The sequence below is a fragment of the Pseudomonas sp. Pseusp16 genome, from assembly GCF_047324915.1.
GTDB lineage: Bacteria > Pseudomonadota > Gammaproteobacteria > Pseudomonadales > Pseudomonadaceae > Aquipseudomonas > Aquipseudomonas fluorescens_CD.
Genome location: NZ_CP168522.1, coordinates 2,947,361 through 2,969,601, shown reverse-complemented (window position 1 = coordinate 2,969,601; position 22,241 = coordinate 2,947,361). Strand labels below are relative to the sequence as shown.

General features: G+C 61.5%; 18 protein-coding genes. 16 read left to right on the top strand and 2 right to left on the bottom strand.

What is annotated here, in order from left to right:
* The first annotated feature begins 14 nt into the window (after nucleotides 1-14).
* The 4 genes from ACEN8Q_RS13390 (at nucleotide 15) to ACEN8Q_RS13375 (ending at nucleotide 3,560) form a co-directional block, all read left to right on the top strand.
* Nucleotides 15-848, top strand: a complete 834-nt coding sequence (locus ACEN8Q_RS13390; protein ID WP_413705324.1) for an alpha/beta fold hydrolase — start codon at nucleotides 15-17, stop codon at nucleotides 846-848.
* A gap of 50 nt (nucleotides 849-898) precedes the next feature.
* Complete coding sequence (locus ACEN8Q_RS13385) at nucleotides 899-1,342, top strand: acyl-CoA thioesterase (protein WP_413705323.1); 444 nt, start codon at nucleotides 899-901, stop codon at nucleotides 1,340-1,342.
* 679 nt (nucleotides 1,343-2,021) lie between these two features.
* Complete coding sequence (locus tag ACEN8Q_RS13380; RefSeq protein ID WP_413705322.1) at nucleotides 2,022-2,981, top strand: tRNA dihydrouridine synthase; 960 nt, start codon at nucleotides 2,022-2,024, stop codon at nucleotides 2,979-2,981.
* Between the two features lie 132 nt (nucleotides 2,982-3,113).
* The gene (locus ACEN8Q_RS13375; RefSeq protein ID WP_102701161.1) at nucleotides 3,114-3,560 is read left to right on the top strand and encodes an Hsp20 family protein; all 447 of its coding nucleotides are present in this window, start codon (nucleotides 3,114-3,116) and stop codon (nucleotides 3,558-3,560) included.
* A 54-nt stretch (nucleotides 3,561-3,614) separates the two neighbouring features.
* Here the strand turns inward: ACEN8Q_RS13375 and ACEN8Q_RS13370 are convergent, their stop codons facing one another.
* Complete coding sequence (locus ACEN8Q_RS13370; protein ID WP_413428421.1) at nucleotides 3,615-6,893, bottom strand: PAS domain S-box protein; 3,279 nt, start codon at nucleotides 6,891-6,893, stop codon at nucleotides 3,615-3,617.
* A 67-nt stretch (nucleotides 6,894-6,960) separates the two neighbouring features.
* Entirely contained in the window at nucleotides 6,961-7,851 is an 891-nt protein-coding gene (locus tag ACEN8Q_RS13365) for a LysR family transcriptional regulator (protein WP_413705321.1), read from the bottom strand.
* A 148-nt stretch (nucleotides 7,852-7,999) separates the two neighbouring features.
* Between ACEN8Q_RS13365 and leuC the strand changes: the two genes are divergently transcribed.
* From leuC to ACEN8Q_RS13305, 12 genes are all read left to right on the top strand, one after another.
* On the top strand, nucleotides 8,000-9,430 hold the full coding sequence (leuC, locus tag ACEN8Q_RS13360) for a 3-isopropylmalate dehydratase large subunit (RefSeq protein ID WP_413428422.1): 1,431 nt from the start codon (nucleotides 8,000-8,002) through the stop codon (nucleotides 9,428-9,430).
* Nucleotides 9,431-9,432: 2 nt separating this feature from the next.
* A complete protein-coding gene (gene leuD / locus ACEN8Q_RS13355) occupies nucleotides 9,433-10,077 on the top strand; it encodes a 3-isopropylmalate dehydratase small subunit (RefSeq protein ID WP_413428423.1) in 645 nt (214 codons plus the stop codon).
* A 146-nt stretch (nucleotides 10,078-10,223) separates the two neighbouring features.
* On the top strand, nucleotides 10,224-10,991 hold the full coding sequence (locus tag ACEN8Q_RS13350; RefSeq protein WP_413705320.1) for a class I SAM-dependent methyltransferase: 768 nt from the start codon (nucleotides 10,224-10,226) through the stop codon (nucleotides 10,989-10,991).
* Nucleotides 10,992-11,056: 65 nt separating this feature from the next.
* Nucleotides 11,057-12,139: a 3-isopropylmalate dehydrogenase gene (leuB, locus tag ACEN8Q_RS13345; protein WP_413705319.1), complete on the top strand. Its 1,083-nt coding sequence runs from the start codon at nucleotides 11,057-11,059 to the stop codon at nucleotides 12,137-12,139.
* A 66-nt stretch (nucleotides 12,140-12,205) separates the two neighbouring features.
* Nucleotides 12,206-13,318: an aspartate-semialdehyde dehydrogenase gene (gene asd / locus ACEN8Q_RS13340; protein ID WP_007986960.1), complete on the top strand. Its 1,113-nt coding sequence runs from the start codon at nucleotides 12,206-12,208 to the stop codon at nucleotides 13,316-13,318.
* Between the two features lie 176 nt (nucleotides 13,319-13,494).
* Nucleotides 13,495-14,505, top strand: coding sequence for an aspartate-semialdehyde dehydrogenase (locus tag ACEN8Q_RS13335; protein ID WP_413428426.1), 1,011 nt, complete (start codon nucleotides 13,495-13,497; stop codon nucleotides 14,503-14,505).
* A gap of 205 nt (nucleotides 14,506-14,710) precedes the next feature.
* Nucleotides 14,711-17,326, top strand: coding sequence for a FimV/HubP family polar landmark protein (locus ACEN8Q_RS13330; protein ID WP_413705318.1), 2,616 nt, complete (start codon nucleotides 14,711-14,713; stop codon nucleotides 17,324-17,326).
* Nucleotides 17,327-17,608: 282 nt separating this feature from the next.
* The gene (gene truA / locus ACEN8Q_RS13325; protein WP_032829430.1) at nucleotides 17,609-18,433 is read left to right on the top strand and encodes a tRNA pseudouridine(38-40) synthase TruA; all 825 of its coding nucleotides are present in this window, start codon (nucleotides 17,609-17,611) and stop codon (nucleotides 18,431-18,433) included.
* A gap of 63 nt (nucleotides 18,434-18,496) precedes the next feature.
* Nucleotides 18,497-19,123 carry a phosphoribosylanthranilate isomerase gene (locus tag ACEN8Q_RS13320; protein WP_413428625.1) on the top strand — a complete coding sequence of 209 codons (627 nt, stop codon included), beginning with the start codon at nucleotides 18,497-18,499 and terminating at the stop codon, nucleotides 19,121-19,123.
* A 217-nt stretch (nucleotides 19,124-19,340) separates the two neighbouring features.
* Complete coding sequence (accD, locus tag ACEN8Q_RS13315; protein ID WP_007975665.1) at nucleotides 19,341-20,261, top strand: acetyl-CoA carboxylase, carboxyltransferase subunit beta; 921 nt, start codon at nucleotides 19,341-19,343, stop codon at nucleotides 20,259-20,261.
* Nucleotides 20,258-21,565 carry a bifunctional tetrahydrofolate synthase/dihydrofolate synthase gene (folC, locus tag ACEN8Q_RS13310; RefSeq protein WP_413428626.1) on the top strand — a complete coding sequence of 436 codons (1,308 nt, stop codon included), beginning with the start codon at nucleotides 20,258-20,260 and terminating at the stop codon, nucleotides 21,563-21,565. The genes accD and folC overlap by 4 nt, the downstream gene beginning before the upstream one ends.
* Nucleotides 21,549-22,229 (top strand): SPOR domain-containing protein, encoded by a 681-nt coding sequence (locus ACEN8Q_RS13305; RefSeq protein WP_413428627.1) that lies wholly within the window; start codon nucleotides 21,549-21,551, stop codon nucleotides 22,227-22,229. The genes folC and ACEN8Q_RS13305 overlap by 17 nt, the downstream gene beginning before the upstream one ends.
* Nucleotides 22,230-22,241: the final 12 nt, after the last annotated feature.

The window sequence follows — 22,241 nt, the reverse complement described above, 5'->3', positions numbered from 1 at the left end:
CTGAGGAGAATGCGATGAGCGCGTTAAAGTGGGTTCGTGGCGTTAATGGCACCTTGGGCTGGTTTGCCCCGAAACTGGTCGCTAGCAAAATGCGACTGGCCTTCATGACTCCGCGGAATCTGCCGCCCCGTGACTGGGAGCTGCCGTTGTTGGCGAGATCCGAGCGCATTACCCTGCGGTTTGGTCTTTCGGCCTTGCGCTGGGGGCAAGGCCCGGCAGTGATGCTGATGCACGGCTGGGAAGGTCGGCCGACACAATTTGCCAGCCTGATCACCGCGCTGGTCGATGCCGGTTACTCGGTCGTCGCCCTGGATGGTCCGGCCCACGGCCGCTCACCTGGCAACGAGGCGAATGTGGTGCTGTTCGCCCGCGCCATGCTTGAAGCAGCTTCCGAGTTGCCACCCTTGCAAGCGGTCATCGGCCACTCCATGGGAGGCGCCAGTGCCATGCTTGCAGTGCAGTTGGGCTTGCGCACGGAAACCCTGGTCAGCATTGCCGCCCCGGCGCGGATTCTTGGCGTGCTGCGTGGTTTCGCCCGTTATGTGGGGCTGCCGCCGAAGGCCCGCTCGGCGTTCATTCGCCAGGTGGAGAGCGATGTCGGCATGCGCGCCGCCATGCTGGATGTTGCGCACTATCAGCTCGACATGCCCGGCCTGATCGTTCACGCCGAAGATGACAACTTTGTCCCGGTCAGCGAGTCGGAGTTGATCCACGAAGCGTGGTTCGACAGCCGCTTGTTGCGCTTGAAGGACGGTGGTCATCAGCGTGTATTGGCCGACCCGCGAGTGATTGATGGCGTGTTATCACTGCTGGCCGGTCGCAGTCTGCAATCGCGCCAATCCGCTTGAGCATCCGTTACACTGCCCCGGTCGAATTTATCTGACCGGGGGAATGGGGCATGGGCTGGGATCGGGAAACGCCATTTATCATTGATCTGCAAGTGGGCGCCGAGGACATCGACGGGTTGGGGCATGCGAACAACGCGGTCTACGTGACCTGGCTCGAACGCTGTGCCTGGCGCCACTCCCAGCGCCTTGGCCTGGATCTGGTCGAGTACCGGCGGCTGGATCGGGCGATGGCGGTGGTGCGCCACGAGATCGATTACCTGGCAGCAGCCTACGAAGACGATGAGTTGCAATTGGCGACCTGGATCGTCGATTGGGACCAGCGCCTGAAAATGACCCGTCACTTCCAGTTGAAGCGCCCCAGTGATAATTCGACGTTGCTGCGGGCACAGACCACTTTCGTCTGCATCGAACTGTCCACGGGCAAGCCCAAGCGCATGCCGGCGGAGTTCATCGAGGGTTACTGCCCGGCGTTGCTATCGCTCCAGCCAATGTAGGAGCGAGCTCGCTCGCGATGGTCGTCAACGATAACGCGACCAGTCTGGCTCCCCACGGTGGTCTCGGGTTTTTCGCGAGCAGGCTCGCTCCTACAGGGGGGCTGCGAGCATGCCGGCGGAGTTCATCGAGGGGTACGGCCCGGCGTTGCTATCGCTCCAGCCAATGTAGGAGCGAGCTCGCTCGCGATGGTCGTCAACGATAACGCGACCAGTCTGGCTCCCCACGGTGGTCTCGGGTTTTTCGCGAGCAGGCTCGCTCCTACAGGGGGGCTGCGAGCATGCCGGCGGAGTTCATCGAGGGGTACGGCCCGGCGTTGCTATCGCTCCAGCCAATGTAGGAGCGAGCTCGCTCGCGATGGTCGTCAACGATAACGCGACCAGTCTGGCTCCCCACGGTGGTCTCGGGTTTTTCGCGAGCAGGCTCGCTCCTACAGGGGGGGCTGCGAGCATGCCGGCGGAGTTCATCGAGGGGTACGGCCCGGCGTTGCTATCGCTCCAGCCAATGTAGGGGCGAGCTCGCTCGCGATGGTCGTCAACGATAACGCGACCAGTCTGGCTCCCCACGGTGGTCTCGGGTTTTTCACGAGCAGGCTCGCTCCTACAGGGGGATCTGCGATGTTCTGCAGAGTCCTGCTGAAACCAGTAAACTGCTGCACGTTTTTCCTCGAGTGTGTTTTTCATGCAAATTGCTTTGGCGCCCATGGAGGGGTTGGTCGACGACATCCTGCGCGATGTGCTGACCCGCGTGGGCGGTATTGACTGGTGCGTGACCGAGTTCATTCGGGTCAACGACCAGTTGCTGACACCAGCCTATTTCCACAAATTCGGCCCGGAGCTGCTCAACGGTGCCCGGACGGCCTCCGGCGTGCCGCTGCGTGTGCAACTGCTCGGTTCCGATCCGGTGTGTCTGGCAGAAAATGCCGCGCTGGCTTGCGAACTGGGTTCCGAAGTGATCGACCTGAACTTCGGCTGTCCGGCCAAGACCGTCAACAAATCCCGTGGTGGCGCGGTACTGCTCAAGGAACCCGAGCTGCTCAACCGGATCGTCGAACAGGTTCGTCGCGCCGTACCCGCGCACATTCCGGTCACCGCCAAGATGCGCCTCGGCTTCGACAGCCCGGACGGTTCGCTGGTGTGCGCCACGGCCCTGGCCGAAGGCGGTGCGGAACATATCGTGGTGCATGCACGGACCAAGGTGGATGGCTACAAGCCGCCGGCGCACTGGGAGTGGATTCCGCGCGTGCAGGACGTGGTCAAGGTGCCGGTGTTCGCCAATGGTGACATCTGGAGCGTCGAAGACTGGCGTCGCTGCCGCGAGATCAGCGGCGTGGAAGACATCATGCTCGGTCGTGGCCTGGTTTCGCGCCCCGATCTGGCGAAGCAGATAGCCGCTGCCCGTGCTGGTGAAGAGGTCGTGGAGATGACCTGGAACGAGCTGCTGCCACTGATCCAGGACTTCTGGCTGCAAGCCAAGGCGCAGATGACGCCCCGCCAATCACCGGGGCGCCTGAAGCAATGGCTGGCGATGCTGACCCGCAATTATCCCGAAGCGGTGGAGCTCTTCACTGTCCTGCGGCGTGAGACCGAACTGGATAACGTCTCGCGCTTGTTGGGGCTGCCGGTGGCTGAGGCCGCCTGAAACTTTTTTTAAAAAAAGCAGAAAATACTCTCTTGAAATGCAATCAGCGGTCCCTATCTAAGGGGTACGCGATGCCGAATTCGGGTCGCGGAGACAAAAAACCTTGCTGATTGTTTTCAGGAGATTTGAACCATGAGTACTGCATTTTCCCTCGCGCCACTGTTCCGTTCCTCGGTAGGTTTCGACCGCTTCAACGACCTGTTCGAAACCGCCCTGCGCAATGAGCCAGGCAGCACCTATCCCCCTTACAACGTGGAAAAGCACGGTGACGATCAATATCGCATCGTCGTAGCCGCCGCCGGTTTCCAGGAAGATGACCTGGAGCTGCAAGTCGAGAAGGGTGTGCTGACCATCAGTGGTGGCAAACGTGACGCCAACGAAGGCGTGACCTTCCTGCACCAGGGCATTGCCCAGCGTGCGTTCAAGCTGTCCTTCCGTCTGGCGGACCACATCGAGATCAAGGCTGCCGGCCTGAGCAACGGTCTGTTGAGCATCGACCTGCTGCGGGTGATCCCGGAAGAGGCAAAAGCCAAGCGCATCCCGATCAACGGGGTGCAGAAACCGGCTCTGCAACACTGAGTCAGAGCAAGAGAAAAGGGCGCCATTGGCGCCCTTTTTTGTGACCGTGTGCCGTCACTTCAGGAGTTTTTGAAACGCCTCCACCGGCAACGGCTGACTGTGCAGATACCCCTGGTAGAAGTGACAATCCAACCCCTGCAAGAACTCCAGTTGCTCCGCTGTTTCCACCCCTTCGGCAATCACTTTCAAATCCAGGCTGTGGGCCATGGCGACGATGGCGCGAATGATCTCGGCGTCGTTCGGGTCGCTGGTGGCGTCGCGGATGAACGACTTGTCGATTTTCAGGGTGTCGACCGGCAAGCGCTTGAGGTAGGTCAGCGAGGAATAGCCGGTGCCGAAGTCGTCCATGGCGAAGCTCACGCCGAGTTTTTTCAGGCGGCGCATTTTGTTGATGGTGTCTTCCAGGTTCTGGATCACGATGCCTTCGGTGATTTCCAGCTTCAGCAACGTGCAGGGTAGCCCGTAGGTGGCGAGGCTGTTTTCGACCCGTTCGACGAAATCGTTCTGGCGGAACTGGCGCGGGCTGATGTTCACGCACAGGCTGAATTTGTATGGATTCACCAGTCCGTCGTCGATCAATTTCTTGAAGGCCTTGCAGGCTTCGTCGAGGATCCAGGTGCCGACCTCCAGAATCAGTCCGCTGTCTTCCAGCACCTTGATGAAGTCGGTGGGCGATTGCGCGCCGAGCTCCGGATGATTCCAGCGCACCAGGGCCTCGGCGCCGACGATGCGGTCGCCCCGGGCGTCGACCTGGGGTTGGTAATGCACGTGAAACTCGCCCCGGGACAGGGCCAGGCGCAAGTCGGTTTCCATGCGCAGGCGTTCGCTCGCGGCTTTCTGCATGGTGTTGTGGTACATCTGCGCGGTATTGCGACCCGAGTCCTTGGCGCGATAGAGCGCGATGTCGGCGCGCTTGAGCAGGTCGGTCGGGGTCGAACCGTGATCAGGGATCAGCGCGATGCCGATGCTTGGCGTCACTTGCAGGCGCTGGCCGTCGAGGAACATAGGTTCCGACAGCAGCTCGCGGATGGTGTCGGCCAGTTCGCGAACCTGATCACTGACTTCGCTGCGCGAGCCTTCGAGACCGCTGAGCAGCACCACGAATTCGTCACCGCCCAGGCGCGCAACGGTGTCCTCCATGCGCACGCTGGCTTCCAGGCGCGCGGTGATGATTTTCAGCACGGTATCGCCAACCGGGTGCCCGAGGGAGTCGTTGATGTGCTTGAAATGGTCGAGGTCGAGAAACATCAGCGCGCCGCGCAGGTTGTGACGCTTGAGCAGGGCGATCTGCTGGCTCAGGCGGTCCATCAGCAATGCGCGATTGGGCAGGTTGGTCAGTGGGTCGTGGTAGGCCAGGTGGCGAATCTGCGCTTCGGCGTTTTTCAGCAGGCTCACGTCTCGCGCGGTCAACAGCAGGCAGGCGGTTTCGTTGAGGGTGATCGGCTCCACCGAGACTTCGACGGTGAGCAGTTCGCCGCGCTTGTTGCGCCCGAGCATTTCCTGATGATGAACCCGACCCTTGATTTGCAGTTCCGCCAGCAGTGCCGAGCGTTGTTTTTCTTCCGCCCAGATCCCGACCTGGTACACCGTGCGGCCCACCACTTCCTCGGCGCGGTAGCCGGTCAGGCGGCAGAAGCCGTCATTGACCTCCAGATAGCGCCCGGTGTCGCGTTCGGTGATGGTGATGGCGTCGGGGCTTGAGTGGAAGGCCTTGGCGAATTTTTCTTCACTGGCCTTGAGCGCCGCTTCCGAACGCTGTTGCTGGGTGATATCGCGCAGCGTGGTGACGATGCAGGGCTGGTCGCCAACGCTGATCTGGCGGCTGGAAATCACGCAAGTCAGGGCCTGTCCATCCTTGTGCTGGACCAGAATGGCGACATTGTTCAGGCCTTGTTCGCGGATCACTTGTTCGATCCGTCGCAGGCTTTTCGCCGAGGCGTCCCACAGGCCGATTTCGTCGGCGCTGCGGCCAATCACATCGGCGGTGCTCCAGCCGAAGGTCTGGGTGAAGCTGGAGTTGATTTCAATGAACAGGCCGCTGTCCTGGTGGGTGACGCAGATCGGATCGGGGCTGACCTGGAACAGCGTGGCGAATTTCTCTTCGGAGGCCACCAGCCGTTGTTCGCGCTCCACCTGGTCCGTGATGTCGAGCAATGTGCCGGCCATGCGCACCGGCACGCCGTTTTCATCGCGGTAGAGGCGGGCGCGGCTTTCCAGGTAGCGCGAGCTGCCGTCGGGCAATTGCACGCGGTAGGTCAATTGATAGTTGCCGGCCGGGCCTTCACGCAGGCTGCGGTAGGCGTCGCGCATGGTGTCGCGTTCTTCGCCGGGCACGCCTTCGAAGAACTCGTCGAAGGATTCGTGGAAGGGTTTGGCGTCCAGTCCGTGCAGTTGGGCGGCCCGTGCCGATCCGTAGAGCATGCCGCTGGGAATGTGCCAGTCCCAGGTGCCGAGTTGCGCCGAGTCCAGGGCCAGGTCGAGGCGCTCCTGGCTGTCCTTGAGGGCCTGTTCGGCGACTTTGCGTTCGGTGGTGTCAAGGAACGTGCTCAGCAGATAGGGCTGGCCTTCGAGCTCGACTTTTTGCGCACTGAGGATGCCGTCATGGATCTGGCCGTTGCTGGCGCGAAACTGCACTTCCATGCTGACCAGGTCGCCTTTGGCTTTAGTGGCCTTGACCAGGTCGGCCCGTTGCTCGGGATGCACCCACAGCCCCAGTTCGAGGGTGGTGCGGCCGATCGCGTTTTGCACCGGCCAGCCGAACAGGCTTTCGAAATACTGGTTGGCTTCGGAGATCAGGCCGTCTTCCTGGCGGGTCAGCAGGACCATGTTCGGGCACAGGTGAAACAGGGTGGCGAAGCGTTTTTCCGAACTGCTCAGCGCCTGTTCGCGCTGGCGCTGGTGAGTGATTTCGCGGATCACGCCGATCATTCGTGGCCTGCCGTGCTTGTCCGGCAACAGGCTGCCGCTGATTTCCAGCCAGTGCAGGCTGCCATCGGGCCAGCGAATGCGGTGGTGCATGGCCTGCTCCAGCGGTGCGCCGGCGATGACCGCATGGAAGGCGCGAAGGGTTTTCGCGCGGTCTTCCGGCGGCAACAGGTCGAGGTATTCCAGATCATGTGGCAGCGGTTTCCGGGGATCGAAGCCGAACAGTGCCTGCGTGCCCCGGGACCAGCTGATCTGCCCGCGCTCGATGTCCCAATACCAGGCGCCCAGGCGCGCGCCGTTGAGCGCGGCCAGTAATTGCGAGGCGCTTTCCCAGCTCTGTTCGGAGCTTTTCGGGTCAAGTGCCTGAATACGCGGCATCGGCGGAATACGGTCAACAGATTTCGGCATTGGTAAGCCTTGAGCTGAGTTTGGGCATTTGTTGCAGGTGTTCGCGGCTCTATAGGAGTAGCACAAGTTAGCCTTGAGTCCCTGGCAGTTCGAGTTGAGCGTCCAGCAAGGCCATGAAGGCCCGCGCAGCATTCGACAGCGTCCTTTCCGTGTGCAGGATATAGCCTAGCTGGCGAGTGAGCTGTATGCCCGGCAAAGGTATGCGCGCCACCTGGTCATCGAGCATGGTGCGCGGCAAAACACTCCACGCCAGGCCGATCGATACCATCATCTTGATGGTTTCCAGGTAGTTGGTGCTCATGGCAATGTTTGGCGTCAGGCCCTGGGCTTCGAACAGCCGTTGCACGATGTGGTGGGTGAACGTGTTGCCACCGGGGAATACCGCCGGGTGTCGGGCGATGTCCGCCAGGCTGACCTTGCCGTTGTTGAGCAGAGAATGCTCCGGGGCGACCACGAAATCCAGCGGGTCGTCCCACACCGGCGTGGCCTTGACCAGTGCATGGGGTTCCGGTGCCAGGGTAATGACCGCCAGTTCGGCGCGGCCATGCAGGATTTCCTCGTAGGCCACTTCCGAATCGAGAAACTGGATATCCAGCGCGACGTCAGGGTAGCGTCGGGTGAACTCCCTCAATAAAGGCGGCAAACGGTGCAGGCCGATGTGGTGACTGGTGGCCAGGGTCAGACGACCGGTCACCTCGCCGGTGAGGTTGGTCAGGGCCCGGCGCGTATCATCGAGGACGTTCAGAATCTGATAGGCCCGCGGCAACAGGGCGCGCCCGGCTTCGGTCAGGCCCACTTCACGACCCAGTCGGTCGAACAGCCGCACCTTCAATTGCTGCTCCAGCCCGGCGATGCGTTTGCTGATGGCGGGTTGGGTCAGGTGCAGGCGTTCGCCGGCGCCGGAGAAGCTTCCGGTCTCGGCGATGGCGATAAAGGCATTGAGATTGGCCAGGTCCATGGATGCATTCCAGTTGGTTATCCAAAGCATAAAAAATATGAATTTGAGTTATTTAATGTAACCCCCTAGGATCGACCTCACAAGCCAAAGGGTTATTGAAATCGTCAAAGCCCGGGGCATAGAAACAAGCTGATGAGGAAACCGTCTGATGGCCGGCAAAACGCTCTACGACAAGCTCTGGGATTCGCATTTGGTCAAGCAGCGCGACGATGGCTCTGCGCTGATCTACATCGATCGTCACATCATCCACGAAGTGACCTCGCCGCAAGCCTTTGAAGGCCTGCGTCTGGCCGGGCGCAAGCCATGGCGCATCGATGCCAACATCGCGACCCCGGACCACAACGTACCGACCACGCCGGAGCGCAAGGGCGGCATCGACGCCATCGTTGACCAGGTCTCGCGTCTGCAAGTCCAGACCCTCGATGACAACTGCGACGAGTACGGCATCGTCGAATTCAAGATGAATGACGTTCGCCAGGGCATCGTCCACGTCATCGGCCCGGAGCAGGGCGCAACCTTGCCGGGCATGACCGTGGTCTGCGGCGACTCCCATACTTCGACCCATGGCGCATTCGGCGCATTGGCTCATGGTATCGGCACCTCCGAGGTCGAGCACGTGCTCGCCACCCAGTGCCTGGTCGCCAAGAAAATGAAGAACATGCTGGTGCGCGTCGAAGGCCAATTGCCGTTCGGCGTCACCGCCAAGGACATCGTGCTTGCCGTGATCGGCAAGATCGGTACCGCTGGCGGTAACGGCCACGCCATCGAATTCGCCGGCAGCGCGATTCGCGACCTGTCCGTGGAAGGCCGCATGACCATCTGCAACATGTCCATCGAAGCCGGCGCTCGCGTTGGGCTGGTAGCCGCCGACGAAAAAACCGTGGCCTATGTGAAGGGCCGTCCATTTGCTCCGAAGGGCGCGGAGTGGGATCTGGCCGTTGAGGCCTGGAAAGATCTGGTCTCCGACGCCGATGCCAGGTTCGACACCATCGTTGAGCTCGACGCCACCCAGATCAAGCCGCAAGTCAGCTGGGGTACTTCGCCGGAAATGGTCCTGGCGGTCGATCAGAACGTGCCGGACCCTGCGAAGGAAATGGACCTGGTCAAGCGCGATTCCATCGTGCGCGCCTTGAAGTACATGGGTTTGACCGCCAATCAGGCGATCACCGACATTCAGCTCGACCGCGTGTTCATCGGTTCCTGCACCAACTCGCGGATCGAAGACTTGCGTGCTGCGGCCGTGATCGCCAAGGGCCGCAAGGTGGCTTCGACCATCAAGCAGGCCATCGTGGTGCCGGGCTCGGGCCTGGTGAAGGCGCAGGCCGAATTGGAAGGCCTGGACAAGATTTTCCTCGAAGCCGGTTTCGAATGGCGCGAGCCGGGTTGCTCGATGTGCCTGGCGATGAACCCGGACCGTTTGGAGTCGGGCGAGCATTGCGCCTCGACCTCCAACCGCAACTTCGAAGGCCGTCAGGGCGCCGGCGGTCGTACCCACCTCGTCAGCCCGGCCATGGCCGCGGCCGCCGCTGTGAACGGTCGTTTCGTCGACGTCCGTGAAATGATTCAGGGAGCGCAGTAAGCATGAGAGCATTTACCCAACATACTGGTCTTGTTGCACCTTTGGATCGTGCCAACGTCGATACCGACCAGATCATCCCGAAGCAGTTCCTGAAGTCGATCAAGCGTACGGGCTTCGGCCCGAACCTGTTCGATGAGTGGCGCTACCTGGATGTGGGGCAGCCGTACCAGGACAACTCCAGGCGTCCGCTGAACAAGGACTTCGTCCTCAACGCCGAACGTTACCAGGGCGCCAGCGTCTTGCTGGCCCGCGAGAACTTCGGTTGCGGCTCCAGCCGTGAGCACGCGCCGTGGGCGCTCGAAGAGTACGGTTTCCGCAGCATCATCGCGCCGAGCTATGCCGACATCTTCTTCAACAACAGCTTCAAGAACGGCTTGTTGCCGATCATCTTGAGCGATGCCGAAGTTGACGAACTGTTCCAGCAGGTCGAGGCCAATCCGGGCTATCAGCTGCAGGTCGATCTGCAGGCCCAGACCGTGACCCGCCCTGACGGCAAGGTGTTGAGCTTCGAAATAGACGCGTTCCGCAAGCATTGCCTGCTCAATGGCCTGGACGATATCGGCCTGACCTTGCAGGACGGCGATGCGATTGCTGCGTTCGAAGCCAGGCATCGGGCGAGCCAGCCGTGGTTGTTTCGCGACGCTTGATTGATCCGGGATTTGTATAGATAGGGCCGGCCTCTTCGCGAGCAAGCCCGCTCCCACATTTTGAAATGCATTCCAATGTGGGAGCGGGCTTGCTCGCGAAGACGGCCGCCCAGACACCACAAGACTCACCCCAAAAGGAAGTCCCAATGACCAGCACCGCCCAGCACACCCAGGTAGTCCAAAAGCAATTCGGTGAACAGGCTTCGGCCTACCTGAGCAGCGCCGTACACGCCCAGGGCACTGAATTCGCGCTGCTACAGGCGGAACTGGCAGGGCAGGGCGAAGCCCGGGTGCTGGATTTGGGCTGCGGCGCCGGTCACGTGAGTTTTCATGTGGCGCCGCTGGTCAGGGAAGTGGTGGCCTACGACCTGTCGCAGCAGATGCTTGACGTAGTGGCTGGCGCTGCTGTCGATCGTGGCTTGAGCAACGTGACCACGGTCAAGGGTGCCGCCGAGCGCCTGCCGTTCGCCGATGGCGAGTTTGATTTCGTCTTCAGCCGCTATTCGGCGCACCATTGGAGCGATCTTGGTGTTGCCCTGCGGGAAGTGCGTCGGGTGTTGAAGCCGGGCGGGGTGGCGGCGTTCATCGACGTGTTGTCACCGGGCAGCCCGCTGTTCGACACTTACCTGCAAAGCGTCGAAGTGCTGCGCGACACCAGCCATGTGCGTGATTACTCCGCCGGTGAGTGGTTGCGCCAGGTCAGCGAGGCGGGGCTGCATACGCGCAGTACCACCCGTCAGCGCTTGCGCCTGGAGTACAACAGCTGGGTCGAACGCATGCGCACACCTGAAGTGATGCGCGCGGCGATCCGGGCGTTGCAGCAGTCGATGGGCAGTGAAGTGCGCGAATATTTCGAGATTGAGGCCGATGGTTCGTTCAGTACCGATGTGCTGGTGCTGATGGCTGAACGATAAGCTCTGAACGATAGAATTTTTCCGGGCGCGCCCAAGGGCGCACCGACTGATGACATGAGGAAAGCATGAGCAAGCAGATTCTGATTCTCCCAGGTGACGGTATTGGCCCGGAAATCATGGCCGAGGCGGTCAAGGTTCTGGAATTGGCCAGCGACAAGTTCGCCCTGGGCTTCGAGCTGAGCTTTGATGTGATCGGTGGCGCGGCCATCGACAAGCACGGCGTGCCGCTGGCCGACGAGACCCTGGAACGTGCCCGTGCAGCCGATGCGGTGTTGCTGGGCGCCGTTGGCGGCCCGAAATGGGACACGATCGAGCGTGACATCCGCCCTGAGCGCGGCCTGCTGAAAATCCGTGCGCAACTGGGCCTGTTCGGCAACCTGCGTCCGGCGATCCTGTACCCGCAACTGGCCGAGGCTTCCAGCCTGAAGCCGGAAATCGTTGCCGGGCTGGACATCCTGATCGTTCGCGAACTGACCGGCGGCATCTACTTCGGCGCGCCACGTGGTACCCGTACCCTGGAAAACGGCGAGCGTCAGTCCTACGACACCCTGCCGTACAGCGAAAGCGAAATCCGCCGTATCGCCCGAGTCGGTTTCGACATGGCCATGGTGCGTGGCAAGAAGCTGTGCTCGGTGGACAAGGCCAACGTACTGGCGTCCAGCCAGCTGTGGCGTGAAGTGGTCGAACAAGTGGCCAAGGATTACCCTGAAGTCGAACTGAGCCACATGTACGTCGACAACGCCGCCATGCAACTGGTGCGTGCACCGAAGCAGTTCGACGTGATCGTCACCGACAACATGTTCGGCGACATCCTGTCCGACCAGGCCTCGATGCTCACCGGCTCCATCGGCATGCTGCCGTCGGCGTCCCTGGACACCAACAACAAAGGCATGTACGAGCCGTGCCACGGTTCGGCGCCGGACATCGCGGGCAAGGGCATTGCCAACCCGCTGGCGACCATTTTGTCGGTGTCGATGATGTTGCGTTACAGCTTCAACCAGCAGGCTGCGGCCGATGCCATCGAGAAAGCCGTCAGCCTGGTGCTGGATCAGGGCTTGCGCACCGGTGACATCTGGTCGGCCGGTTGCACTAAAGTCGGTACGCAGGAAATGGGTGACGCAGTAGTCGCCGCGCTGCGGAATCTGTAATCTCTCGGGCCCGCTGCCAAATTCAAGACAAGGCAGCGGCCCACATTTCAAGAAGGTGTAGTTGCGATGAAACGTGTAGGTCTGATCGGTTGGCGCGGTATGGTCGGTTCCGTGCTCATGCAGCGGATGCTGGAAGAGCAGGATTTCGATCTAATCGAGCCGGTGTTTTTCACCACTTCCAATGTCGGTGGCCAAGGCCCGTCCGTGGGCAAGGACATTGCTCCGCTCAAGGACGCTTACAGCATTGAAGAGCTGAAAACCCTCGACGTGATTCTGACCTGCCAGGGTGGCGACTACACCAGCGAAGTCTTCCCCAAGCTGCGCGAAGCCGGCTGGCAGGGCTACTGGATCGACGCCGCGTCCAGCCTGCGCATGCAGGATGACGCAGTGATCGTTCTGGACCCGGTGAACCGCAAGGTCATCGACCAGCAACTGGACGCGGGCACCAAGAACTACATCGGCGGCAACTGCACCGTCAGCCTGATGCTGATGGGCCTCGGTGGCCTGTTCGAAGCTGGCCTGGTGGAGTGGATGAGCGCCATGACCTATCAGGCGGCCTCCGGTGCCGGCGCGCAGAACATGCGTGAACTGATCAAGCAAATGGGCGCGACCCACGCCTCTGTCGCCGATCAATTGGCCGATCCGGCCAGCGCGATCCTCGACATCGACCGTCGTGTTGCCGAAGCCATGCGCAGCGATGCATACCCGACCGAAAACTTCGGCGTACCGCTGGCCGGCAGCCTGATCCCGTGGATCGACAAGGAACTGCCGAACGGCCAGAGCCGCGAAGAGTGGAAGGCCCAGGCCGAGACCAACAAGATCCTCGGTCGCTTCAAGAGCCCGATCCCGGTCGATGGCATCTGCGTGCGTATCGGCGCCATGCGCTGCCACAGCCAGGCACTGACCATCAAGCTGAACAAAGATGTACCGATCGCTGATATCGAAGGGTTGATCAGCCAGCACAACCCTTGGGTCAAGCTGGTGCCGAACAACCGTGAGACCAGCATTCAGGAGCTGAGCCCGAACAAGGTCACCGGCACCCTGAACATCCCGGTTGGCCGTCTGCGCAAGCTGAACATGGGTTCGCAATTCGTCGGCGCGTTTACCGTCGGCGACCAGCTGCTGTGGGGCGCGGCCGAACCGCTGCGTCGCATGCTGCGGATCCTGCTCGAGCGTTGATTGTTTGAAGCAATGAAAGAACCCGCGCTTTGAGAGAGGCGCGGGTTTTTTTATCCTTGTGGGAGCGGGCTTGCTCGCGAAGGGGCCATCACAGCCAACACAAGGCTCGGCCGAATTGCCTGCATGCCAGTCACCCGGTAAAGTGCCGCTCCCCCCGTTTCGCCAGAGGTCAAACCATGAGCCAGTCCATTGATATTGCCGTGATCGGCGCCACCGGTACTGTTGGCGAAACACTTGTGCAGATTCTCGAAGAGCGCGATTTCCCGATCGGCACCCTTCACCTGTTGGCCAGCAGCGAATCGGCTGGCAGTTCCGTACCGTTTCGCGGCAAGAACGTGCGGGTGCGGGAAGTCGATGAGTTCGACTTCAGCAAGGTGCAGTTGGCATTCTTTGCCGCCGGCCCGGCGGTTTCGTTGAGTTTTGCTTCCCGTGCGACCGATGTCGGTTGCTCGGTGATCGATCTCTCCGGTGCCTTGCCGGCGGAAAAGGCGCCGCAGGTCGTGCCCGAGGCCAACGCTCAGGTGTTGGCCGGCTTGAAAAGACCGTTTCAGGTCAGCAGTCCAAGTCCGTCGGCCACCACGCTGGCGGTGGTGCTCGCGCCGCTGATGGAATTGCTCGATTTGCAGCGCATCAGCCTGACCGCCAGCCTGGCAGTATCGGCCCAGGGCCGCGAAGCGGTGACCGAACTCGCCCGGCAAACCGCCGAACTGCTGAATGTGCGGCCGCTGGAACCGAAATTCTTTGATCGGCAAATGGCCTTCAACCTGTTGGCCCAGGTCGGCAAACCGGATGAGCAAGGTCATACGTTGCTGGAAAAGCGCCTGGTGCGTGAGCTGCGCCAGGTCATGGCGTTGCCTTCATTGAAGATTTCCGTCACTTGCATTCAAGCCCCGGTGTTTTTTGGCGATAGCTATAGCGTGACCCTGCAGTCCGCGAGTGAAATCGACCTGGCGAAGGTCAATGCAGCCCTGGAGGACGCACCCGGAATCGAGCTGGTGGAAGCCGGCGATTACCCGACGCCGGTGGGCGATGCGGTAGGGCAGGATGTGGTTTATGTGGGTCGGGTTCGCCAGGGTATCGACGACCTGTCGGAACTTAATTTGTGGCTGACGTCAGATAACGTACGCAAAGGCGCAGCGCTCAACGCTGTGCAGCTGGCTGAGTTGTTGATAAAAGACCTGCTGTAAAAGATACTTTGCAACAATTTGTCGAATGATTCCGGGCGAGCCTATGCTTGCCGGAATGCTGAAGGCGAGCCACTTTGCGGGGCTTTCCGGGGCATCAATGAAATGACCGCGCGCGACGACTCTCGCCGTTGCGCGCAATGCCTTACGGCAGCGGCTATCAATACCTTCTCGCTGGCCGAGGAATGTTCAAACTAAGGATGAGCTAATGGTTCAAGTTCGCAAACTGGTGTTAGCAATAGCGGCCGCCTCGGCGCTGTCCTCCGGTATGGCGCATGCCCTCGGGCTCGGGGAGTTGACCCTGAAATCGACGCTCAACCAGCCGCTGGTAGCGGAAATCGAGCTGCTCGATGTCAAGGACCTCACCGCTGCTGAAGTGGTGCCGAGCCTGGCTTCGCCGGAAGATTTCACCAAGGCCGGTGTCGATCGCCAGGCGTTTCTCAATGACTTGACCTTCACCCCGGTGCTTAACGCCAGCGGCAAAAGCATCCTGCGCGTGACCTCCAGCAAGCCACTTTCCGAACCCATGGTGAAGTTCCTGGTTCAGGTCATGTGGCCGAACGGCCGTTTGCTGCGCGACTACAGTGTGTTGCTCGATCCATCGAAATTCTCGCCGCAGACCGCCGAGGCGGCTGCGCAGCCTGTACCGACTCAATCCGTCGCCGCGCCGGTTACCGGTGCGACCAAGCCGTCCCGATACACCACCACGCCACGGGATACCCTGTGGGAAATCGCCGCAAAAGCGCGTAATGGCGGTTCGATCCAGCAAACCATGCTGGCCATCCAGGCACTGAACCCGGACGCCTTCATTGACGGCAACATCAACCGCTTGAAAACCGGCCAGGTGCTGCGCCTGCCGGACCAGGCGCAGAGCACGAACCTGGCGCAACCCAAGGCCATTGCCGAAGTGGCCGCGCAAAACAAGGCCTGGCGTCAGGGCCGCCGTTATGTGGCCAAGCCCGGGGCAGGGCAGCAGCAGATCGACGCCACCAATCGCGCTCGCACCGATGGTGCTGCGGCTCAAGCGGCCGTTGACAAGCTGAGCCTGGTTTCCGCCGAATCCGGCAAGAACCGTGGCAAAGGTGCTGCCGGAGATGCCACGGCCCTCGCCAACAAGCTGGCGCTGACCCAGGAAAGCCTCGACACCAGTCGTCGTGATAACGCCGAACTGAAAAGCCGCATGGCCGACCTGCAAAGTCAGGTGGACAAGCTGCAACGCCTGATCGAGTTGAAGAACAATCAACTGGCCAAGTTGCAGGTCGAGGGCGCGAATGGCGCACCCGCCGCCGCAGCGGCCCCGGCAATGTCGGCCGAGCTGGCTGCAAGCCCGGTGGCCGCGCCTGCTCCGGCAGAAGCTGCGGCGCCAGTGGCCACGGCGCCCGAGGCAGCTCCGGCGCCGGCCGAGAAACCTGTCGAGGCGACACCGGTCGCCTCCGACGATCAGAAATTCAATGAGTTGCTGACCAATCCTGTGCTGCTGGGCTTGGTGGGTGGCGGTGCGGTGATTCTGCTGCTCTTGCTGCTGTTGCTGGCGCGCCGCCGCAAAGCCCAGCAAGAAGCCGAGAAACATATGCGCATGGCGCGTGCCTTGGCCGAAGAACAGCCGTTCTCGGCCGATCTCGATTTGCCGGAAAGCAGCTTCGAAGGCCTGGAAGTTCCGCCGCCGAGCGTGAAGCTGGCGACTGCACCGACGCCTGCTCCCGCGCCAGCGCCGGTGGTTGCCCCGGTCGTGATGACCACGCCGATCGCCGCGCCATTGGTGGCGCCGGCTGCCGAGCGCTCCGATGACGTGCTGGGCCAGGCTCAGTCGCACATCAATGCCGGTCGCCTGAACCAGGCTGCCGCATTGCTGGAGGATGGCGTCAAGCAAGAGCCCAAGCGCAGCGACCTGCGCTTGAAGCTGATGGAAGTCTACGGCCAGCAAGGCGACCGCGATGCGTTCGTCGGCCAGGAGCGTCAGTTGGTGGCCAATGGCGACAACTTCGCCCAGGTTGAAAAACTCAAAAGCCGCTTCCCGGCCATGGCGCTGGTGGCTGCCGGTGGCATCGCCGCAGCCGCCGTTGCTGCCGAGCTGGACGCGCAATACGTCAAGGATCTGTTGCTCGACGAGCCACAGGCACCGGCACCAGAGCCGGCACCGTTCGAGGACGATCTCGACAGCGCCTTCGACCTGAGCCTGGACGATCTGGACACGATCACACCGGTGGCGCCTGCAGCTGCGCCGGAGCCTGAAGTGACGGCGCTGGCGGATCTGGAAGAATTCCCGCTGGATGACGACCTGAGTTTCGAGTCGGTGTTGCAGCAACAGACTGAAATCAAGGAAAGCCTCGACGATCTGTCGGACTTCGATCTTGACCTGGATCTTGGTGCGCAACCGTCGCCGGCGATGCTGGCTGAAGACGATTTCCTGCTGGATCTGGATGCAGGGGTGAAGGATTTCCCGGTTGCCGAAACCCCGGCTGTTCCTGAGGTCGCGCTGGATGATCTGGAATTGCCGGCCGATTTCGATCTGTCGCTGGCCGACGAAATGGACGCGCCGGATGCGTTCGCGGCAGAGCTGGATGATGTCAACGCCGAGCTGGAGAGCCTGTCCAACGACATCGGCGAGCCGACCTTTACCGAGGCCGATGCCGCGCTGGGAGGCGATGATGACTTCGACTTCCTCTCGGGTACTGACGAGGCCGCTACCAAGCTCGATCTGGCCCAGGCCTATATCGACATGGGCGACAGCGATGGCGCCCGCGACATCCTCAAAGAGGTCGTGAGCGAAGGCAGTGCCGAGCAGAAGAGCGAAGCCAGGGAAATGCTTTCGCGCCTGGCTTGAGTGCACGTCAAGTTGTAGACAGAGCGGCAGCCCATTGAGGCTGCCGTTTTTGTTTGGCCGCAAGAGCGATGTCGACATCCAGGCCGCCTTCGCGAGCAAGCCCGCTCCCACCGGGTTCTGTGGCGCTCACAAAACCTTGTGGGAGCGGGCTTGCCCGCGAAGAGGCCGGAACAGTCAGTGGAGATCTCTCTGGCATCCCCGCCCGGCGGCCTTATAATGCCCGCCTTTGGTACATCAGCAGGCTGTCCCTCCTTGGCAAATATAGATAACCCGGCCGCCGAAATGGCAGCCGACGGCTTTTTCCGGATCGCGCTGGGCGTCGAATACAAGGGCTCGCGCTACCGCGGCTGGCAGCGCCAGGCGTCCGGGGTGCTCACCGTGCAGGAAACCCTCGAAAACGCCTTGTCCAAAGTCGCCGACTCACCCGTTTCGCTGATGTGCGCCGGGCGTACCGACGCCGGGGTGCATGCCTGCGGACAGGTGGTGCATTTCGACACCCAGGTCGAGCGTTCGATGAAGGCCTGGACCATGGGTGCCAACATCAACTTGCCCCACGACGTCAGTGTCAGTTGGGCCAAGGTCATGCCGGCGCATTTCCATGCGCGGTTCAAGGCCATTGCCCGGCGTTATCGCTATGTGATCTACAACGATCAGATCCGCCCGGCGCACCTGAACGAAGAAGTGACCTGGAACCACCGCCCGCTGGACGTCGAGCGCATGGCCGAGGCCGCTCAGTACTTGCTCGGCACCCATGATTTCAGCGCTTTTCGCGCCGGCCAGTGCCAGGCCAAGTCGCCGATCAAGGAGCTGCACCACCTGCGCGTCACCCGTCACGGCAAAATGATCGTGCTGGATATTCGCGCCAGCGCCTTCCTGCATCACATGGTGCGCAACATTGCCGGCGTGCTGATGACCATCGGTGCCGGTGAGCGTCCGGTGGAGTGGATGAAAGAGGTGCTGGAAAGCCGGATTCGACGGACCGGTGGCGTGACCGCGCATCCATTCGGTTTGTATCTGGTCCAGGTCGAGTACCGTGACGAATTCGAGTTGCCCGAGCGTTACATCGGTCCGCACTTCCTGACCGGCTTCTCGGAACTTGGCGGCTGACGCCCTCGAACGCTTTTGCTACCATCCGGGACTTTCCCGGATTTGTCTTGGAGTTATGTCGACATGTCAGCCGTTCGCAGCAAGATCTGTGGGATTACCCGCATGGAAGATGCGTTGGCAGCCGTCGAGGCCGGGGCGGATGCCATCGGATTCGTGTTTTACGCCAAAAGTCCCCGTGCGGTGACGTTCCAGCAGGCGCGCTCGATCATCAAGGCGCTGCCGCCGTTCGTGACCACCGTGGGCTTGTTCGTCAATGCCAGCCGTTGCGAGCTGGGGGAAATCCTCGACGCCGTGCCCCTGGACCTGTTGCAGTTCCATGGCGACGAAACCGCCGCCGAGTGTGAAGGCTGGCACCGGCCGTACATCAAGGCATTGCGGGTCAAGGCCGGTGATGACATCGCGGCAGCTTGTGATGCCTATCCAGGTGCCAGCGGTATTTTGCTCGACACCTATGTCGAAGGTATTCCCGGAGGAACCGGTGAGGCATTCGACTGGTCATTGATACCGCAAGGTCTGAGCAAACCGATCATTCTGGCGGGCGGTCTGACGCCGGATAACGTCGCCGAGGCGGTTGCGCGCGTTCGGCCTTACGCCGTGGATGTCAGCGGCGGGGTAGAGGCGAGCAAGGGCATCAAGGACCACGCAAAGATTCAGGCATTCATCAAAGCGGTACGCGGTAGCACCTGTTGATGTGACGGCTGGCAGACTGCCGCCGTCCACTGCACTGTACAAAGCGGATGCACTGCACAAAGCAGGCATATCCGAGGGTTTCTGGTTGCACGCAGGTCATGTTTCGCGCTGACCGTGGCAGTCCATCGATCGTCGCCGCACACATGAATTTAGCGCTAGGGCATACACGGGGCTGCGAACCAGAGCGTTCGGGCCGCCGGTACTGGAGAAAGAAAGCATGAGCAACTGGTTAGTAGACAAACTGATCCCTTCGATCATGCGTTCCGAGGTCAAGAAGAGCTCGGTGCCTGAAGGTCTTTGGCACAAATGCCCGTCTTGCGAGGCTGTGCTGTATCGTCCGGAGTTGGAAAAGACCCTGGACGTTTGCCCCAAGTGCAACCATCACATGCGTATCGGCGCCCGCGCCCGTATCGACATCTTCCTCGACGTCGAAGGCCGTACCGAGCTGGGTGCGGACCTGGAGCCGGTTGACCGTCTGAAATTCCGCGACGGCAAGAAATACAAGGACCGCCTGACCGCTGCACAAAAGCAGACCGGCGAAAAAGACGCGCTGGTTTCCATGAGCGGCACTTTGCTGGGCATGCCGATCGTGGTTTCGGCGTTCGAGTTTTCCTTCATGGGCGGTTCGATGGGCGCCATCGTCGGTGAGCGTTTCGTGCGCGCCGCCAACTACGCCCTGGAAAAACGTTGCCCGATGGTCTGCTTCTCGGCTTCCGGCGGTGCGCGGATGCAGGAAGCGCTGATTTCCCTGATGCAAATGGCCAAGACCTCCGCGGTACTGGCGCGTCTGCGTGAAGAAGGCATTCCGTTCATCTCCGTGTTGACCGACCCGGTCTACGGCGGCGTTTCCGCCAGTCTGGCGATGCTGGGCGACGTGATTGTCGGCGAGCCGAAGGCGTTGATCGGTTTTGCCGGTCCGCGTGTGATCGAGCAGACCGTGCGCGAAAAACTGCCGGAAGGCTTCCAGCGCAGCGAATTCCTGCTGGAGCACGGTGCCATCGACATGATCATCGACCGTCAGGAGCTGCGTCCGCGTCTGGGCAACCTGTTGGCACAAATGATGGGCCTGCCGACGCCTAAGTTCGTTGCTGCCCCTATCGAACCGATCGTGGTTCCGCCGGTGCCAGCCAGTCTATGACCCAACGTACCCTTGGCGAATGGCTCGCCTACCTTGAGCAGTTGCACCCTTCAGCCATCGACATGGGCCTGGAGCGGTCGCAGCAGGTAGCGTCCCGTATGGGACTGGGCAAGCCGGCGCCTCGGGTGATTACGGTCACCGGGACCAACGGCAAGGGTTCCACCTGTGCGTTCGTGGCGTCCTTGCTGCGGGCCCAGGGCTTGAAGGTGGGGGTTTACAACTCCCCGCACCTGCTGCGTTACAACGAGCGGGTGCAGGTCAATGGCATCGAAGCCACTGATGCCGAGCTGTGCGAGGCCTTTGCCGCGGTAGAGGCCGGGCGCGGCGACACCTCCCTGACTTACTTCGAAATGGGCACCCTGGCGGCATTCTGGCTGTTCCAGCGCTCCGGGCTCGATGCCGTGGTGCTGGAAGTCGGTCTGGGCGGTCGTCTGGACACGGTCAACGTGGTGGACGCCGACATGGCGCTGGTCACCAGTATTGGTGTCGATCATGCGGATTACCTCGGTGATACCCGTGAGTCCGTGGCCTTCGAGAAGGCCGGTATTTTCCGTCAGGGCGCGCCTGCGCTCTGCGGCGACCTGAATCCGCCACAACCTCTGCTGGACAAGGCGCGCGAGCTCAATTGCCCGTTTTTCCTGCGTGGGCGCGATTTTGACCTCGGTGTGACCGATCACAACTGGCAGTGGCGCGGTGTCGATGCAAAAGGGCATGCAGTCGAGTTGCGCGACTTGCCGCTGCTCGATCTGCCGATGGAAAACGCTGCGCTGGCGTTGCAGGCTTACTTGTTGCTCGGCTTGCCTTGGGTGGATACGCAGATTGTCGAGGCACTGCGGGCAACCAGGGTGGTCGGTCGTCTGGATCGCCGCGAGTTCGAGTGGCAAGGCAAGCGCTTGAATCTATTGCTGGATGTGGGGCATAACCCCCATGCGGCGGAGTATCTGGCTCGTCGCCTGGCCAGTCGCCCGCCGGTCGGCAAGCGATTGGCGGTGTTCGGGCTGCTGGCGGACAAGGACCTGGGTGGTGTTGTCGGCGAATTGAATGCTAGTGTCCAGCACTGGGCTGTCGCACCTCTGGATTCGCCTCGGGCGCGTCCGGTTGCGGATTTGCACGATGCGTTGCAAGGTCTGGGTGCTTCGGTCACGTCATACGAAAGTGTAGCGGCCGCCCTGGAAGGGCAGTGTGCCCAGGCCACGAACGACGACGAAATCCTGTTGTTCGGATCATTTTATTGTGTCGCCGAGGCCCTTGAATGGCTGGCCCGGCGCTCCACGGAGGACGCGGCAAATGGCATTGCTGGATAAGGCATACAAACAGCGCATGGTTGGCGCCCTGGTGTTGGTTGCGCTGGCGGTGATTTTTCTGCCGATGCTGTTTTCCCGCCAGGACGAACAGCGCCAGGTGACGGTCGAAGCCCCTGCGGCTCCGCAGGCGCCTGTGATGCCTCAGGTGCAGGTCGAACCCGTGGTGGTGCCTGAGCCGCAAGCCTTGCCTCAGGAGCCCGTGCCGAGCGATGACGAAATCGCCCAGCAGGAAGCACAGGCGGTGCCAGCTGTGCCGGTGGCGCCAGCTCCTGCTACCGCTGCGGCTGCCAAACCGGTTGCACCGCCGCCTGCGCCAGCCCCGGTCCCGGCTCTGGCCGCCAAGCCTGCGACAGCGCCTGCCCAGCCCATTACAGCGGCACCGGGCAAGCCGGACACCACGCAAAGCCGCGTCGATGCCAATGGCTTGTCTGTCAGCTGGTCGGTGCAACTGGCGAGCCTGTCGAGTCGTGAAAGCGCGGAAAAACTGCAGAAAACCCTGCGCAGCCAGGGTTACAACGCCTACATCCGTACCGCCGACGGCAAAAACCGGGTGTTTGTCGGGCCGCTGATCGAGCGCGCTGAAGCCGACCGTCTGCGTGACTTGCTCAACCGCCAGCAGAACCTCAAGGGGTTTGTCGTGCGCTTTCAGCCGGAACGTGGTTAAAACTATCGCCCC

Excerpts from the sequence above, each read along its gene's own strand:
- ACEN8Q_RS13350 (WP_413705320.1), top strand. The coding sequence starts at position 10,224 with ATGACCAGCACCGCCCAGCACACCCAGGTAGTCCAAAAGCAATTCGGT.
- truA (WP_032829430.1), top strand. The coding sequence starts at position 17,609 with ATGGCAGCCGACGGCTTTTTCCGGATCGCGCTGGGCGTCGAATACAAG.
- leuD (WP_413428423.1), top strand. The coding sequence starts at position 9,433 with ATGAGAGCATTTACCCAACATACTGGTCTTGTTGCACCTTTGGATCGT.
- ACEN8Q_RS13385 (WP_413705323.1), top strand. The coding sequence starts at position 899 with ATGGGCTGGGATCGGGAAACGCCATTTATCATTGATCTGCAAGTGGGC.
- folC (WP_413428626.1), top strand. The coding sequence starts at position 20,258 with ATGACCCAACGTACCCTTGGCGAATGGCTCGCCTACCTTGAGCAGTTG.
- accD (WP_007975665.1), top strand. The coding sequence starts at position 19,341 with ATGAGCAACTGGTTAGTAGACAAACTGATCCCTTCGATCATGCGTTCC.
- ACEN8Q_RS13370 (WP_413428421.1), bottom strand. The coding sequence starts at position 6,893 with ATGCCGAAATCTGTTGACCGTATTCCGCCGATGCCGCGTATTCAGGCA.
- leuC (WP_413428422.1), top strand. The coding sequence starts at position 8,000 with ATGGCCGGCAAAACGCTCTACGACAAGCTCTGGGATTCGCATTTGGTC.
- asd (WP_007986960.1), top strand. The coding sequence starts at position 12,206 with ATGAAACGTGTAGGTCTGATCGGTTGGCGCGGTATGGTCGGTTCCGTG.
- ACEN8Q_RS13320 (WP_413428625.1), top strand. The coding sequence starts at position 18,497 with ATGTCAGCCGTTCGCAGCAAGATCTGTGGGATTACCCGCATGGAAGAT.
- ACEN8Q_RS13365 (WP_413705321.1), bottom strand. The coding sequence starts at position 7,851 with ATGGACCTGGCCAATCTCAATGCCTTTATCGCCATCGCCGAGACCGGA.
- ACEN8Q_RS13375 (WP_102701161.1), top strand. The coding sequence starts at position 3,114 with ATGAGTACTGCATTTTCCCTCGCGCCACTGTTCCGTTCCTCGGTAGGT.
- ACEN8Q_RS13380 (WP_413705322.1), top strand. The coding sequence starts at position 2,022 with ATGCAAATTGCTTTGGCGCCCATGGAGGGGTTGGTCGACGACATCCTG.
- ACEN8Q_RS13305 (WP_413428627.1), top strand. The coding sequence starts at position 21,549 with ATGGCATTGCTGGATAAGGCATACAAACAGCGCATGGTTGGCGCCCTG.
- ACEN8Q_RS13335 (WP_413428426.1), top strand. The coding sequence starts at position 13,495 with ATGAGCCAGTCCATTGATATTGCCGTGATCGGCGCCACCGGTACTGTT.
- leuB (WP_413705319.1), top strand. The coding sequence starts at position 11,057 with ATGAGCAAGCAGATTCTGATTCTCCCAGGTGACGGTATTGGCCCGGAA.
- ACEN8Q_RS13330 (WP_413705318.1), top strand. The coding sequence starts at position 14,711 with ATGGTTCAAGTTCGCAAACTGGTGTTAGCAATAGCGGCCGCCTCGGCG.
- ACEN8Q_RS13390 (WP_413705324.1), top strand. The coding sequence starts at position 15 with ATGAGCGCGTTAAAGTGGGTTCGTGGCGTTAATGGCACCTTGGGCTGG.